15 protein-coding genes are annotated in these 14,678 nt (G+C 72.6%); 5 read left to right on the top strand and 10 right to left on the bottom strand.

From position 1 onward, the window contains the following. Positions 1-16 precede the first annotated feature (16 nt). The 7 genes from IEX69_RS00190 to IEX69_RS00160 form a co-directional block, all read right to left on the bottom strand. On the bottom strand, positions 17-751 hold the full coding sequence (locus IEX69_RS00190) for a hypothetical protein (RefSeq protein ID WP_157127133.1): 735 nt from the start codon (positions 749-751) through the stop codon (positions 17-19). 117 nt (positions 752-868) lie between these two features. Further along, the gene (locus IEX69_RS00185; protein ID WP_085021405.1) at positions 869-1,888 is read right to left on the bottom strand and encodes an LLM class flavin-dependent oxidoreductase; all 1,020 of its coding nucleotides are present in this window, start codon (positions 1,886-1,888) and stop codon (positions 869-871) included. Further along, entirely contained in the window at positions 1,881-2,807 is a 927-nt protein-coding gene (locus IEX69_RS00180) for a 5'-3' exonuclease (protein ID WP_085021404.1), read from the bottom strand. Before IEX69_RS00180 ends, IEX69_RS00185 begins: the two co-directional genes overlap by 8 nt. Positions 2,808-2,897: 90 nt before the next feature. Then, positions 2,898-4,184, bottom strand: a complete 1,287-nt coding sequence (locus tag IEX69_RS00175) for a hypothetical protein (protein WP_085019142.1) — start codon at positions 4,182-4,184, stop codon at positions 2,898-2,900. Then, complete coding sequence (locus tag IEX69_RS00170) at positions 4,181-4,984, bottom strand: TIGR03943 family putative permease subunit (protein ID WP_085019141.1); 804 nt, start codon at positions 4,982-4,984, stop codon at positions 4,181-4,183. The genes IEX69_RS00175 and IEX69_RS00170 overlap by 4 nt, the downstream gene beginning before the upstream one ends. Then, a complete protein-coding gene (locus tag IEX69_RS00165) occupies positions 4,974-6,053 on the bottom strand; it encodes a permease (protein ID WP_229756179.1) in 1,080 nt (359 codons plus the stop codon). The genes IEX69_RS00170 and IEX69_RS00165 overlap by 11 nt, the downstream gene beginning before the upstream one ends. A 145-nt stretch (positions 6,054-6,198) precedes the next feature. Further along, the gene (locus IEX69_RS00160) at positions 6,199-7,125 is read right to left on the bottom strand and encodes a LysR family transcriptional regulator (protein WP_085021402.1); all 927 of its coding nucleotides are present in this window, start codon (positions 7,123-7,125) and stop codon (positions 6,199-6,201) included. Positions 7,126-7,203: 78 nt separating this feature from the next. On the opposite strand from IEX69_RS00160, the gene IEX69_RS00155 reads away from it, so the two are divergent. Both IEX69_RS00155 and IEX69_RS00150 read left to right on the top strand, forming a co-directional pair. Next, positions 7,204-8,937, top strand: a complete 1,734-nt coding sequence (locus IEX69_RS00155; protein WP_085019140.1) for an L-aspartate oxidase — start codon at positions 7,204-7,206, stop codon at positions 8,935-8,937. A 106-nt stretch (positions 8,938-9,043) separates the two neighbouring features. Continuing rightward, entirely contained in the window at positions 9,044-9,529 is a 486-nt protein-coding gene (locus IEX69_RS00150) for a YbaK/EbsC family protein (protein WP_085019139.1), read from the top strand. 24 nt (positions 9,530-9,553) lie between these two features. Here IEX69_RS00150 and IEX69_RS00145 read toward each other — a convergent pair whose 3' ends face one another. Beyond that, positions 9,554-9,994, bottom strand: a complete 441-nt coding sequence (locus tag IEX69_RS00145) for a MerR family transcriptional regulator (RefSeq protein WP_085019138.1) — start codon at positions 9,992-9,994, stop codon at positions 9,554-9,556. Positions 9,995-10,079: 85 nt separating this feature from the next. On the opposite strand from IEX69_RS00145, the gene IEX69_RS00140 reads away from it, so the two are divergent. Further along, a complete protein-coding gene (locus tag IEX69_RS00140) occupies positions 10,080-10,802 on the top strand; it encodes an SDR family oxidoreductase (protein ID WP_085019137.1) in 723 nt (240 codons plus the stop codon). Positions 10,803-10,892: 90 nt separating this feature from the next. On the opposite strand, the gene IEX69_RS00135 is transcribed toward IEX69_RS00140, so the two are convergent. Continuing rightward, positions 10,893-11,363 (bottom strand): GNAT family N-acetyltransferase, encoded by a 471-nt coding sequence (locus IEX69_RS00135; protein WP_085019136.1) that lies wholly within the window; start codon positions 11,361-11,363, stop codon positions 10,893-10,895. A 51-nt stretch (positions 11,364-11,414) separates the two neighbouring features. On the opposite strand from IEX69_RS00135, the gene IEX69_RS00130 reads away from it, so the two are divergent. Continuing rightward, on the top strand, positions 11,415-12,020 hold the full coding sequence (locus IEX69_RS00130) for a TetR/AcrR family transcriptional regulator (RefSeq protein ID WP_085019135.1): 606 nt from the start codon (positions 11,415-11,417) through the stop codon (positions 12,018-12,020). On the opposite strand, the gene IEX69_RS00125 is transcribed toward IEX69_RS00130, so the two are convergent. Then, on the bottom strand, positions 12,017-12,694 hold the full coding sequence (locus IEX69_RS00125; RefSeq protein WP_085019134.1) for a FadR/GntR family transcriptional regulator: 678 nt from the start codon (positions 12,692-12,694) through the stop codon (positions 12,017-12,019). The genes IEX69_RS00130 and IEX69_RS00125 overlap by 4 nt on opposite strands. Positions 12,695-12,874: 180 nt before the next feature. Between IEX69_RS00125 and IEX69_RS00120 the strand changes: the two genes are divergently transcribed. Beyond that, on the top strand, positions 12,875-14,617 hold the full coding sequence (locus IEX69_RS00120) for a 2-isopropylmalate synthase (protein WP_085019133.1): 1,743 nt from the start codon (positions 12,875-12,877) through the stop codon (positions 14,615-14,617). Positions 14,618-14,678 lie beyond the last annotated feature (61 nt).

Here is a 14,678-nt window from a genome sequence, read left to right as displayed (position 1 = left end):
GCGGTGCGCCCGGCGCTCAGCCCCAGGCGGCGGCGGGCGCGGTGTACAGCGGCACGGGAGACGACGACCAGTGCGCCCCGTTCGCGTAGTGGCTGCTCGCCCAGGGCGACGCCCAGATGGCGGCCTCGATCTGCGAGGTGGGCGCGGACGACTGGAACCCGGCGAGGATGGCGGAGTAGCCGGAGTTCTCGTGCAGGGCCTCGGCGCAGTTCTCGGCCGCGATGACGAGGTTGTCGTAGCTGCCGAGTCCGCTCCCGCCGCCCGAGCCCCAGCCGTTGTTGAGCGGGTTGTTGCGCAGCCACCAGTCGTCGGGGCCGTTCTCCTGCCGCATCCAGCGGAGCATCACGGTGATGTTGGACTCGGTGCGCGGGAATCCGCCGAAGATCATCACCAGCTCGGCCCAGTCGCGGTTCGTGCCGCTCTGCCGGAGCTTCTCGAGCGCGGTCGTCCCCGAGTACCCGTCACGCGAGACGAGCACCTGCGCGACGCTCTGCGGCACCGAGATGGTCTGCTGCCCCGGCCCGTCGCCCACGCCGATCACGACGTCGCGCTGGTCCGCTCCGGCGGCCGCGACGGACCCGGCGGCGAGGTCGGACACCGCACCGGGCGCCTGCCCGGGCGGAGCGATGGCGGTGAGCGACACGAGGGCGAACGCCGAGGCCGCCGCCGCCACGACGACGATCGTGCGGACCCGGCGGGTGCCGCTCGAGAGCCGGTCGGAGCCGGAGGGTCGGTGGAAGGGGAAGCTCATGGTCGGGATGGCGAGTCGGCCGCACCTGTCGCGGACCACCCGCGCCGGGCAGTCGACCGCCGGGATCTCAAGCTACCAGCGGATGCTCGACACGGCCCGCGTGCGCCCGGCGCACTCTCAGGCTGCGGGACGCCAGCCGAGGAGCGGACCGAGCACACCGGCGATGTCGTTCAGCAGCTGGACGTAGTCGTCCCGGTCGAAGCTGAACGGCAGCGCGAACGCCACCTCGTCGGTGAGGAGGTACCCCTCGTGGGACTGCAGCCGCTCGGCGATCTCGGCCGAGGAGCCCACGATGTCGGCAGCGAAGAGCATCCCCCGCGGCCCCTGGGGCACACCCACCCGCGCGTTCCGCGACTCGGCGTACGCGCGGTAGCGCTCCACCTGCGACGCGGTCGCGGAGTCGGTGGGGATCACCACGAGCCCCTGCGACACCCGTGCACGGGCGGGGTCGGGATGCGCGTCGCGGTACGCCCGGATCTGCGCCGCCTGGTTGGTGGCGAAGTCGGTGCCGTGCTCGCTCGAGACCACGCTGGAGGTGAGCAGGCCGAAGCCGTGCTCCCCCGCCCAGGTCGCGCTGCGTGTGCTGCCGGCGCCGTACCAGAGACGGTCGGCCAGGCCCGGCGCGTGCGGCTCGACGCGGGACGAGTACTCCTCGATGCCCTGTCGGCCGGAGAACGGGCTGACCTCGTCGCCCCGCAGGAACGACCGCAGGCGGAGCAGCCGGTCGTACCCGAGGTCCTCGACCTGCCAGGTGTCGGGGTAGATCGCCTCCTTGTAGTCGTCGAATCGCATGGGCGGCCCCGAGCTGAAGCCGGGCGTCAGCCTGCCGCCGGTGAGCACGTCGACGGTGGCGAGGTCCTCGGCCAGCCGGAAGGGGTTCTCGGCGCCGATGGGTGTGACCGCCGTGCCGAGTCGGATGCGGGACGTCCGCTGCGAGGCCGCCGCCATCACCGCGACGGGCGAGGAGATGCCGTACTGGAGGTGGCGATGGCGCAGCCACGCCGAGTCGAACCCGAGCTGCTCGCCCAGCTCGATGAGCTCGAGCGTGGTCTCATGCCCCGACCGCGGGTCGTCGCGGTCGAACAGCCCGATGGTGAGGAACCCGAGCCCTTCGAGAGGCCTTCCCCGCTCAGGCATCCGCGGCTCCGTCCAGCGCGGCGACCGCACGCTCGACCGACGAGCCGAGCCCCCAGCGCTCGGCGAGCGCCGTGACCGCCGCTCTGGCCTCGACGCCGAGGCCGCGGAGCCGACCGTCGCTGCCTGTGACGTCGAGGTCGAGGTCGCGGGCGACCTTGACCACCGTGGGCGCGACGAGGAGGTAGTCGGCCGCGGCGTCGATCTTCGCCCGCTGCGCCTTCGTCAGGCTCGAGGACGGATCCGCGGCCGCGGCCACGAGCCCCTCGAGGTCCTGGTACTCCCGCAGCAGCGCGGCGGCGGTCTTCTCGCCGATGCCGGCCACCCCCGGGAGTCCGTCGGACGGGTCGCCGCGGAGGGTCGCGAAGTCGGCGTACTGGCGGGCCCTGATGCCGTAGCGCTGCTCGACCACCGCCTCCGTCACCAGCTCGATGTTGCTCATGCCCCGGGCGGTGTTGATCACGCGGACGCCTCGTTCGTCGTCGACGAGCTGGAACAGGTCGCGGTCGCTCGTGACGATGTCGACCGGGCCGGTGGCCGTCGTCGCCAGGGTGCCGATCACGTCGTCGGCCTCGTACCCGGTGGCGCCGACGATCGGGATGCCGAGCGCGGTGAGCGCCTCGACGATCACCGGCACCTGGGGGCTGAGGAGGTCGGGCACCTCCTCGACGTCGGGGCCGGCCGCGACCAGCTCCACCACCCGATGCGTCTTGTAGGACGGGATGAGGTCGACGCGCCAGGCCGGGCGCCAGTCGTCGTCCCAGCAGGCGATCAGGCGGGTGGGCCGGTAGGTGGTCACGAGCTTGGCGATGGCGTCGAGCAGTCCGCGGACGGCGTTGATGGGCGACCCGTCGGGCGCCTTCACGCTGTCGGGGACGCCGTAGAACGCACGGAAGTACATCGCCGCCGTGTCGAGCAGCATCGTCCGCTCATCCGCCTGGTCGTTCTCGCTCGGGCTCATGCTCCCATCCTGGCGCACACTCCCGACAGGGCGCTTCCGGCGGGGGGCCCGTCAGCACCAGCTCGGATCGGTGCCCTCCGTGGTGAGGAGGACCGACCCCTCCGAGAGCGACACCACCTCGGTCTCTCCGCCCTCCGTCGTGACGACCGCGTACAGTCCGTTCCGCGACGAGCACAGCGCGGCGATCCCGTCGCCCGCCGCGGGCAGCACGGTCGAGGTCTCCCCCGACGCGGAGCGGAGCACCAGCGCGCCCTGCGCCGAGGCCGAGAGCGTCGCCCCCTGGTCGTCGACCACCACCTGCATCGGCGAGGTCCCGTCGAGCCGCCACGGCACCGGCGCGAGGGCGTCCGCGGTCACGACGGAGAGCGACCCCGCGTCGTCCACGACCACTCCTTGCGCGCCGGGCAGCGTGCCCCGGAGGGCATCGGCGGCGCCCACGTCGGTGGCGACGGCCTGCCCGGTGAACGCGTCGACCGCATCCACGCGGAGGAGCCGCCCGGTGGGGGTGAGCGCGAGCAGCTGAGCGCTGCCGGGTACGAACGTCCAGTCCACCGCCGAGATCTGCTCGCCGTGGTCGTCGGGCACCAGCTCGGGCAGCCCGCCGCCGCGGGCCAGGTCGTACGTGAACAGCAGGTCGGAGCCCGCGGCGGTGAACGCGGTCTGCGGCTGCGTGTAGGTCAGCCCGAGCATCGAGCCGTCGGGCGACGCGCGCAGACTGGTGACCGTGCCGGCCGCGGGGAAGGCCAGGACCGTGGGGTCGCCGCCCTGACGGGGCACGACCGTCACGACGTCCGACCCGGTGCTCGGGTCGCGCTGCACGATCGCGAGATCGGAGGCGGTGCCCGCGAACGCGACGATCCCCTCGCCCCGGTACGCGACCTCGTCGTCCCGGCGCGCTCCGACGGACACGACCTCGTCCTCCCCGGCCCCGTGACGGAGGACGAGGAGGTCGGAGACGTCGGGTGTGCTGAAGCGCTCGGTCCAGTCCGACCGTCCGCCGCCCACCGCACCGGCGACTCCGCGCACCGAGACGGTGTAGTCCGTGTCGTAGGCGAGCGCAGCCTCGAGCTGCACCGTCACCGCCGTGCCCTGCACCGACACCGTGACGGGAACGGCCGGCTCCACTGTCACGGTCGGCGCGACGGTCTCGTCGAGCGCCTGGTCGGAGGCGAGGACGAGCCTCTGACCCGCACCCGCCTCCGCCGCCCTCAGGTTCACCTGAGATCCGGTGAGGGCGGGCCCCTTCACCACGCCGACCACGACCAGCGCACCGGCGATCACGGCGAGCGACCCGAGCACGGCGGTCATCGCGACCGCGAAGCGGCGATCCCGTCTCACTGCAGGTACGGATCCGACGGCTCGTCGACCGGGACGACCGACGAGGGCAGGAGGGCGACCGACGACATCGAGAGCACGCTCGGGTTCGCGGCGAAGGTCCCGTCGACCGTCGCCCAGTCGCCGACGCGGAGAGACGAGGACCAGCCCGGCGAGTAGACGGTCACGCTCGTGGGCCGCGCGTCGACCGCGCAGCAGGTGATGACGAAGCGCGACAGCGCGAAGGAGTCGGGATCGTCGGGATCGGCCTGGACGAACCCCGTGAGCTGGGTGCGCTGTCCGATCACCTCGTCGTCGCGGCCCTGGCGCAGGAGGTTCGACCAGTCCTTGACGGTGTAGCCGGAGGGGTCGCCCGACGGGTCGGACGCGCCCTGCACGGCCCCGACGACGGAGTCGGCGCGCGCGGCGGCGGCGCTGACGGAGAGCGTGCGGGGCGGAGCCAGGACGAGCGCGGCGATCGAGACCGCGACGAGCACGGCGGACCCGGTCGCCACCGCGATCCTCGTCACCGCCCGCCGACGCGGACCATCGCCGCCGTGGTCGTCCCCGTGCAGGTGCCCGTCGTGCGCGTGCCCGTGCCCGCCGTGGCCGTGCGTGCGCGCCTCGTCGCGGAACGACAGCAGCACGGCGGCGGCGATCGCGGCCGCGAGCGCGAGCAGCGCCATCACCACGACGAACACCGTGTACCGCGGATGCACGTAGAGGTCGAGACGTCCTGTGGTCGCCAGCCAGAGCGTCGCCACGGCGGTCACCGCGACGAGGACGAGGCCCACCCACCGGGAGGCGAGACGATCAGCCGACACCGTTCATCACCAGCCCGATCACGGCGACGGAGGCGGCGACGAGCGCGGTCACCCCGAGGAGCAGGCGGGGCGAGAACGTGGTGCGCATGAGCGCGAGCATCTTCACGTCGATCATCGGCCCGAACAGCAGGAACGCGACGATCGCCCCGGGCATCGCGGCGGTCCCCAGCGAGAGGGCGAAGAACGCGTCGACGTTGGAGCAGATCGCGACGACGAACGCGAGCGCCATCATGGCTGCCACGCTGAGCACGGGGTTGGTGCCCACCGCGAGCAGCACCGACCGCGGCACCACGACCTGGATCGCGCCCGCCACGGCGGATCCCACGAGCAGGGCGGGGAGCGTCGACGACGACTCGGCGGCGAACATCCGCAACGACCGACCCGTCCGTGAGCCGGACTCGGCCGCGGGCGCGTCGCAGAGCATCCGGAAGCGCGAGGACAGCAGGCGCTCCGGGCGGGCGTGGAGGCTGTAGATCCAGCCGACGAGGTTGGCGATCACGAGTCCGCCGACGATCCGGGTGACGAGGATGCCGTCGGACCAGCCGAACGCCTCGTAGGTCGTGATGATCGTGATCGGGTTCACGATCGGCGCCGCCAGCAGGAAGGTGACGGAGTCGGCGACGGCGACACCGGAGAGCATGAGACCGCGACTGAGCGGGAGGTTCCCGCACTCGCACACCGGCATCAGCACCCCGAGGAGCGACAGGCACAGCCTGCGGAGCACCGGGTTCCGCGGCAGGCGTCGCGCGAGGAGGCCCTGCGGCAGCCAGACGCTGACGAGGATGGAGAGCAGGATGCCGAGCACGACGAACGGCACCGACTCGATGACGACGCTGAGGGCGAGGGTGACGCCGTCGCCGAGCTGGTCGTCCATCCAGGAGAACCAGTCGGCCGGCGCGACGGCCCGCGCGAGGGCGAGCGCCGCGAGGACGCCGAGGACGACGAGGAGTCGCGTGCGGAGCCGTGCGCGCCGCAGCCGGACGGCCTCGGGGGCGCGCGACGACGTGGCGACGCCTGCCACCGGCGTCGTCGTCGCGGCATCGTCGAGCAGCTCGGGTGCGGTCGACACGCGACGACACTAGATCCGCGCCCGCGGGACGGCCGCGACCCCGCGCCGCGAGTCGCCGAGGACTCAGCGATGTCCCAATCCGTCACTGTCGGCTAGTGCGCGGCGTTCTCACCCTCCAAAAGTGACGGATCAGGGTGGCGACCGGTCAGGAGGCGAGACGCATCGTCGCCCCGGCACTGGCGGCGAACGCCCGGGCCGTGCTGGCGACCGTGCGCTGCATCACCGCCACCGCCGCGGTGGGCTCGACATCCGCGGGGCGCGCGAGGCTGATGGTGCGGCCGAGCTTCGGATCCCGGAGGCGCACCGATCGCAGCCCCGCCCGATCGTGCAGCACCATGGCCGGGACGATGGCGACGCCGAGCCCGCGCTCGACGAACCGGAGCACCGCATCCATCTCGGCGCCCTCGAGCACCACCTCGGGGGTCAGGCCCGCCGCGGCGAAGGCGGCATCGGTCGCGCCGCGGAGGTCGTACGTCGAGCTGAAGACGATCTGCGGCAGCGCCGCCACCTCGGCCAGCGAGATGCTCGAGGCCTTCGTCACCGCGGGCGCGGACGCCGCCGAGACGACGACGAGCTCCTCGACCAGCAGCGGAGCGACCGCGAAGCGCTCCGCGGTGGCCGGATCCGAGGTGGTGATGAGCGCGAGGTCGAGCTCCCCCGCGGCGAGCTGGTCGAGCAGACGCCGCGAGCCGTGCTCCGACAGGTGCAGCTCGATGGCCGGATGCGCGGCATGGAACGCGCTCAGGACCTCGGCGACGAGGCTGATGCAGAGCGTCGGGGTCGCCCCGAGCCTCACCCGCCCTCGGCGCAGCCCCGCGAGCTCGGCCAGGTCGTGCCGCACCGTGTCGGCGTCGGCGAGCATCCGCCTCGCCAGGGGCAGCAGCGCCTCGCCGGCGGCGGTCAGCCGGCTGCCGGCCCTGTCCCGGGTGAGGAGCGGCGCGCCGAGGTCGCGTTCGAGGGCGGTGATCTGGCGGCTCAGCGAGGGCTGGGCCAGATGCAGCTCCTCGGCCGCGCGGGTGAAGTGGCCGGTCCGCGCGACCTCCACGAAGCTCCTCAGCTGCTCCAGGTTCATGATCGATAGCATATGCACATCGAGTTGACTCCAAAGATGCATTGGAGTCATCGTTCGCGGACGCCTAGCGTCGTCCCCATGACCCCACACGAACGGCAGACCTCCACCAGCGTCCTCGTCATCGGGACAGGCGGCTCCGGCCTCCGCGCGGCCATCGAGCTCGCCGAGGCGGGCGTCGACGTGCTCGTGCTAGGCAAGCGTCCTCGATCGGATGCGCACACCTCCCTCGCGGCCGGCGGCATCAATGCGGCGCTCGGCACCATGGACGAGGAGGACTCCTGGCAGCAGCACGCCGCCGACACCATCAAGGAGAGCTACTTCCTCGCCGACCCCCGCACGGTCGAGATCGTCACCTCGGGCGCGGCCCGCGGCATCGAAGACCTCGAGCGCTACGGCATGCCCTTCGCCCGCGAGGAGGACGGCCGGATCTCCCAGCGCTTCTTCGGGGCGCACACCTACCGCCGGACGGCCTTCGCCGGCGACTACACCGGGCTCGAGATCCAGCGCACGCTCGTGAACCGCGCCGCGCAGCTCGAGATCCCGATCCTCGACAGCGTCTACGTGACCCGCATCCTCACGAACGACGACGGCGCGGTGTTCGGCGCCTACGGCTTCGACCTCACCGACGGCACCCGGCACCTCATCCACGCGGACGCGGTCATCCTCGCCGCCGGCGGTCACAACCGGATCTGGCGACGGACCTCGTCGCGGCGCGACGAGAACACGGGCGACTCGTTCCGGCTCGCCGTCGAGGCGGGCGCGCGCCTGCGCGATCCGGAGCTGGTGCAGTTCCACCCGTCGGGCATCATCGAGCCCGAGAACGCCGCCGGGACGCTCATCTCCGAGGCCGCCCGCGGCGAGGGCGGCATCCTCCGCAACGGCCTCGGCGAGCGCTTCATGCAGCGCTACGACCCGGAGCGGATGGAGCTGTCGACGCGCGACCGCGTCGCGCTCGCCTGCTACACCGAGATCAAGGAGGGACGCGGCACCCCGAACGGCGGGGTCTGGCTCGACGTGTCGCACCTGCCCCGCGAGACCATCATGAGGCGGCTGCCCCGCGTGTACCAGACGATGCTCGAACTGCAGATGCTCGACATCACGAAGGAGCCGATCGAGATCGCCCCCACCGCGCACTACTCGATGGGCGGCGTGTGGGTGCGCCCGGAGGATCACCGCACCGATGTGCCGGGCCTCTACGCGATCGGCGAGGCCTCGAGCGGTCTGCACGGGGCGAACCGTCTGGGAGGGAACTCGCTCATCGAGCTCCTCGTGTTCGGTCGCATCGTCGGTCGGGCCGCCGCGGCGTACTCGGCGGGACTCAGCTCGCAGAGGCGCTCGGCGGCCGCCGTCGACCTGGCCCGCCAGGAGATCGCCGACCTCCTCGCCGCGGACGGGGAGGAGAACGTGCGCGCGCTGCAGCGCGCCATCCGCGACACGATGACGGAGCACGCGGGCGTCGTCCGCGACGAGGCGAGCCTGCTCGCCGGCCTCGCCGAGCTCGACGCGATCGAGCAGCGGATGCGCGACATCGGGGTCCACCCCGACATCGCCGGCTACCAGGACCTCGCGCATGCGTTCGACCTCCGCTCGTCGGCGCTGGCGGCGCGGGCGACCCTGCAGGCGGCTCTCGAGCGCCGCGAGACGCGCGGCTGCCACAACCGCTCGGACTACCCCGATCTCGACCCGGAGCTGCAGGTGAACCTGGTGTGGTCGGCCGACGGCACGGTCACCCGCGAGTCGATCCCGCCGGTCCCCGCCGAGATCGCCGCCCTCATCCGCGACGTCTCCGTCGCCGGCAAGCTCGTCGAGTAGCAGGGCCGCGGAGAATGCAGGGGCTGAGGGCCCTCGTCCATCCATGGTGGATGAGGGGCCTCAGCCCCTGCATTCTCCGACGCACCCCGTTCGATAGCGTGGCAGCATGACCGACGACACCCTCCCCGAGCGCAGCCGTCTCGTGCAGGAGCAGCTGCGCGCCGCCGGACTCGCGGCCGAGATCCGCGAGCTCCCGGACTCCACCCGCACGGCGGCGGAGGCCGCGGCGGCCCTCGGCTGCGAGCCGGGCGCGATCGCCTCGAGCCTCGTGCTGCTCGCCGACGAGGAGCCCGTGCTCGTGATGACGAGCGGCCGGCACCGCGTCGACACCGCGCTCCTGGCCTCACAGCTGGGCGCCGCGACGGTGTCGATGGCCCCGGCGAAGCTGGTGAAGACGCTGACGGGTCAGCCGATCGGCGGAGTCGCCCCGGTCGGCCATCCGGCGCCGATCCCGACCGTGGTCGACGAGTCGCTCGCCGACTACGACACCCTGTGGGCCGCGGGCGGCACTCCGCACACCGTCTTCCCGCTGGCCTACGCCGAGCTGCTCGCGCTCACCGGAGGCCGACCCCTGCGTGTCGCCGAGGACTGAGAGGACCGGGCCGAAGGCGGCCCGTCAGACCAGGGCCGGGCGCGGGTCCGCGGCATCGGCGCCCGCAGCCGCTGCATCGTACGGCGCCCAGGCCGGCTCGCGCAGCGCCGGGCAGTGCTCCGCCGTGGGATGCACGGCCATGTCGATGACGCGGTCGAGCGCGTCACGCGCGGCGGCGAGGTCGGCCATCGCGGCGGTGATGCGGTCGCGCTCGGCGGCGAGCAGCTCGAACGCCTCGGACGAGCCGACGCCGACCTCGATGCACGGCATCAGCTGCACGATCGTGCGGCTCGACAGCCCCGCGGCGAAGAGCTGCTGGATGAGCTGCACCTTCTCGACGGCGGACTCCGGGTACGTGCGCTGGCCGCTCGGCGTGCGCTCGGACGCGAGGAGCCCCTGCTCCTCGTAGTACCGCAGCGCCCGCGTGCTCACGCCGGCCCGCTCCGCGACCTCTCCGATCCGCATCCGCTCGCCCTCTCCTCGTCTCCACACGCCGTCGCGACGCCTCGACTTGCCCTTGACGTCAACGTCAACTCTTAGCGTAGCAACCATGAACATCACCGATCAGATCGCCCTCGTCACCGGAGCCAATCGAGGCATCGGACGCCAGACCGTCCTCGAGCTCCTCGACCGCGGCGCCGCGAAGGTCTACGCCACCGCCCGTCGGCCCGAGACCCTCGACTTCGACGACCCCCGGGTGGTCCCCCTCCCGCTCGACCTCCTCGACCACGACTCCATCACCGCAGCGGCCGCGTCCGCCGGCGATGTCACGATCCTCGTGAACAACGCGGGCATCTCGACCGGGGCGGGCCTCGTGACGGGCGAGCTCGCCGACATCCGTCGCGAGCTCGACACGCACTTCTGGGGCACGCTCGACGTCATCCGCACCTTCTCCCCCGTGCTCGCCGCGAACGGCGGCGGCGCGATCGTGAACATCCTCTCCGCCCTCTCCTGGTTCTCCGCCCCGCGTGGGGGCGGGTACGCCGTGGCGAAGGCGGCGGAGTGGAACATGACGAACGCCGTCCGTCTCGAGCTCGCCGCGCAGGGCACCCTCGTGCAGGGCGTCCACCTCGGTGCGGCCGACACCGACATCTTGGCCGGCTACGAGGGCCCGATGATCCACCCTCGCGAGGTCCCGCGCGCGGCCCTCACGGGCCTCGAGTCCGGCGCGATCGAGGTCGTCGTCGACGACTGGTCTGCGATGGTGAAGTCGTCGCTCGCGGGGAATCCCGCCCCGTTCTACGAGAAGGTCACGTCACTCCTCGGCGCCTGACGTCGGCGCGAGCACACCCAGAAGGCGCGGACGCGGAGACGCGGAAAGCGCTGTTCCTGGGTGTGCTCGAACCCGCCGGGACGCGGGGCCTCACAGATCCCGCCCGAAGCAGACGGAGTACTCCGATCCCTCGTACGAGCCGAAGAGCGGGATGGAGGCGTACCCCTCGCGCTGGTAGAAGCGGATGGCGTCGGGCTGGGCGGTCCCGGTCTCCAGGACCAGGCGGGTCGCCCCGAGCAGACGCGCCTCCTCCTCGAGCGCCCTGAGCACGGCCGTGGCGACGCCGCTGCCGCGAGCGCCCGGCACGGTGTACATCCGCTTGATCTCGACCGTCCCGGGGCCGAGCACCGACTCGGGCAGCGGACGTAGGCCGCCGCAGGCGATCGGAGCTCCGTCGTCGTCCCTGGCGATGAGGAACACGGGCACGTCGGCGGCCGACGGCGGGACGCCCGGTTCGTGATCGCTCACCCCGTACCTCGCGTCGAGCTCCTCGCGCTGGGCGCGGCGGAGCCGGTCGGCGTCCGGGTCGTCGAACGGGGTCGTGGCGATGGTCCAAGGCATGGCGATCCTCTCGGTAACGAATGTTACCGTAACATCTGTTACGCTTCCGATGTGCCACGGACACGAGACGAGTCGGCCCAGAGGGCACGCCTCTCGGAAGCGGTCTTCACGACGCTCGCAGAGGCCGGCCCGACCGGCCTCACGCTCCGCGCGGTCGCGACTCGCGCCGGCTGCAGCACGGGTCTCGTCCTGCACACGTTCCCCGACAAGCGAGCCCTGCTCCTCCACGCCCGAGACGTGCTGCACGAGCGCACCCGCGCCCGCGCGGATGCCGCCCAGGCCGGCGCACCCGATCCGGCGGAAGCCGTGCGGGCGGTGTCGCTCGGCGCCCTCGCGCTCGACGCCGAGCGCCTCGCCGAGGCCCGCGCGTGGGTCGCGTTCCTCGCCGCGGCGCTCGGCGACCCCGTCCTCCGCGAGCGCCACGTGAGGAACAGCCGCGCCTTCGTCGACCGACTCGCTCGTCTGCTCGCGGAGGCGGTGCCGCTGCCGCCGGGGACCGCGGAGCTCCGCGCCTCCGCGCTCGCCGCCTCCGTCGAGGGGATCACGGCCCTGGCCGCCGGCGACCCGGAGCGCTGGACGCCGGAGGCTCAGCGGTCCGCTCTCGAGCTCGCCCTGTCGACAGCGCTGCAGCACTCGCAAGCCCGCTCCGAGGGCTAAGCGGATCCGCTGACGCTCGCCTTGAGTGCATCCAGGTGCGCCCGGCTCACCCGAGCGGCGACGTCGGAGCGGCGTTCGGCGATCGCCTCGACCACCTCCGCGTGGAGGTCCTGGTCGGCGGCCTCATCCGGGACCGGGCGGATGCCGAGCATGTCGACCATCGCGCGGCGGACCCGCGGGACGAACCCGTCGAACAGCTCGAGGAGGACCTCGTTGTGCGAGGCGACGACGATCGCCCGATGGAGGGCCATGTCGGCGTCCACATGCTCCTCCACGCTCTGCGCCGGCGTACGGCGCGCACCGAGGGCTCGGCGGAGGGCGCGCAGGTCGGAGGGCGTGCGGCGGACCGCGGCGAGCGTCGTGGCCTCCACCTCGATCGCCGTGCGCGCCTCGAGGACCGTCACGATGTCCGCTCGCCGGAGCACCTCGTCCCACTCCTCGGGCGCGTCCAGCGCCGTCACGTAGACACCGGATCCCTGCCGCGAGTCGAGGACGCCCCGGCCGGCGAGCCGACGGATCGCCTCCCGGACCGTCGACCGCCCCACGCCGAGCTGCGGAGCCAGCGTCGTCTCGCCGGGGAGCCGAGCGCCCAGGGGCCACTCCCCCGCCCGGATGCGCGCGAGGAGGACGTCCGCCGCCTGATCCGCGAGCGGGATGCGTCTGAGCTGAACCATCGCCGGGTGCCCTTTCTCGCTGCACACCTCTACTTGTCTGAGGAGTCGTGCTACGGTCATCCTATGTCCTCCCTCGGTCTCCTCCTCCTTCGCCGCCACGGCGGGGCGTAGCCGGACCGGCTCCCCGCCGTGGAGCCGAAGACGCGCCGGTCCTCCTCCACGGACCCAGAAGGAACCGACATGACCACCCCCGCCTGGAATCGGCAGCGCCCCTCCGGCATGCCCTCTCATCGCTACACCGACGTCTACTCGCGCGTCGACGTCCCCCTCCTCGACTCCGAGCGGCAGTGGCCGACTCGACGGATCACCCGAGCTCCTCTCTGGGTCCCGGTCGACCTGCGCGACGGCAACCAGGCCCTCGCCGAGCCGATGGATCCGCTCCGGAAGCGGCGCTTCTTCGAGCTGATGGTGCGGATGGGGTACACGGAGATCGAGGTCGGCTACCCGTCGGCCTCGCAGACCGACTACGACTTCGTCCGCCTGATCGCCGAGACCGACCTCGCCCCCGACGACGTCACGATCGTCGTCTTCACCCCGGCCCGACGGGACCTGATCGAGCGCACGGTCGAGTCGATCCGTGGGATCCGCAACGAGGTCGTGATCCACATGTACACGGCGACGGCGCCGACATGGCGGGACGTGGTGCTCGGTCGCGGCCGCGACGACCTCCGCGAGCTGATCCTGTCGGCCGGGCGAGACGTGCTGGAGCTCGCCGGCGATCTGCCGAACGTGCGGTTCGAGTTCTCCCCCGAGGTGTTCAACCTCACCGAGCCCGCCTACGTCCTCGAGATCTGCGACGCCATCACCGAGCTGTGGGATGCGAGTCCGGAGCGCCCGGTGATCCTCAACCTGCCCGCGACCGTGGAGGTCGCCACGCCGAACGTGTACGCGGACCAGATCGAGTACATGCACCGGAACCTCGCGCGACGCGACTCCGTCATCCTCTCCGTGCATCCGCACAACGATCGCGGCACCGGCGTCGCCTGCGCCGAGCTGGCCGTCCTGGCGGGGGCGCAGCGCATCGAGGGCTGCCTCTTCGGCAACGGCGAGCGCACCGGCAACGTCGACCTCGCGACGCTCGCGCTCAACCTGCACGCCCAGGGTGTCGATCCCATGATCGACTTCTCCGACATCGACGGAGTGCGCCGCGTCGTCGAGGACTGCAACCGCATCGAGATCCACCCGCGGCATCCCTACGTCGGCGACCTCGTGCACACCGCCTTCAGCGGCACGCATCAGGACGCGATCAAGAAGGGCTTCGCCGAGCATCGGGCACGGGCCGCCGCGGAGGGCCTCGCCGAGCGAGAGGCGGCCTGGCGGGTGCCGTACCTGCCGATCGACCCCACCGACCTCGGCCGCAGCTACGACGCCGTCATCCGCGTCAACTCGCAGTCGGGCAAGGGCGGGATCGCGTACCTGCTCGAGAGCGAGTACGGGCTGGAACTGCCCCGACGGCTGCAGATCGACCTCTCCCGCCACGTGCAGCGCCACACGGACGCGACCGGCGACGAGGTCACCGCCCAGCAGATCTGGGGGATCTTCTCCGCGGCCTACCTGGCCGACGATGGCGACCCGGCCGTGCGGGTCACCGCGCTGAGGATCGACGAGGCCGAGGGGCGGACCGAGGTCGTGGTGGCCCTGGACGGCGTCGAGCACCGGGCCGCCTTCGAGGGGACCGGCCCGGTCGAGTCCGTCGTCGCCGCGCTGGCCTCACTCGGGATCGAGGTCGAGATCCTGTCGCTGCACCAGACCTCGATGCGCTCCGGGGCGGATGCCGAGGCCCTCACGGTCCTCGAGTACCGCTCCCCCGACGGCCCGGCGTGGGTCGCCGGACGCGACCGCTCGACGCTGTCCGCGACGGTGGACGCCGTCGTGCGCGCTGCGGGGGCGCTGGCGGCCACGCGGGAGCTCGCCGCGGGCTGAGGCGCTGCGGGCCCCGCGGGGCAGGTCCGCGGGCCCCGCGCAAGTGAGGTCCTCGCGTGGA

Source organism: Cnuibacter physcomitrellae (assembly GCF_014640535.1).
Taxonomy (GTDB): Bacteria; Actinomycetota; Actinomycetes; order Actinomycetales; family Microbacteriaceae; genus Cnuibacter; species Cnuibacter physcomitrellae.
This window is presented reverse-complemented; position numbering and strand designations above follow the sequence as displayed.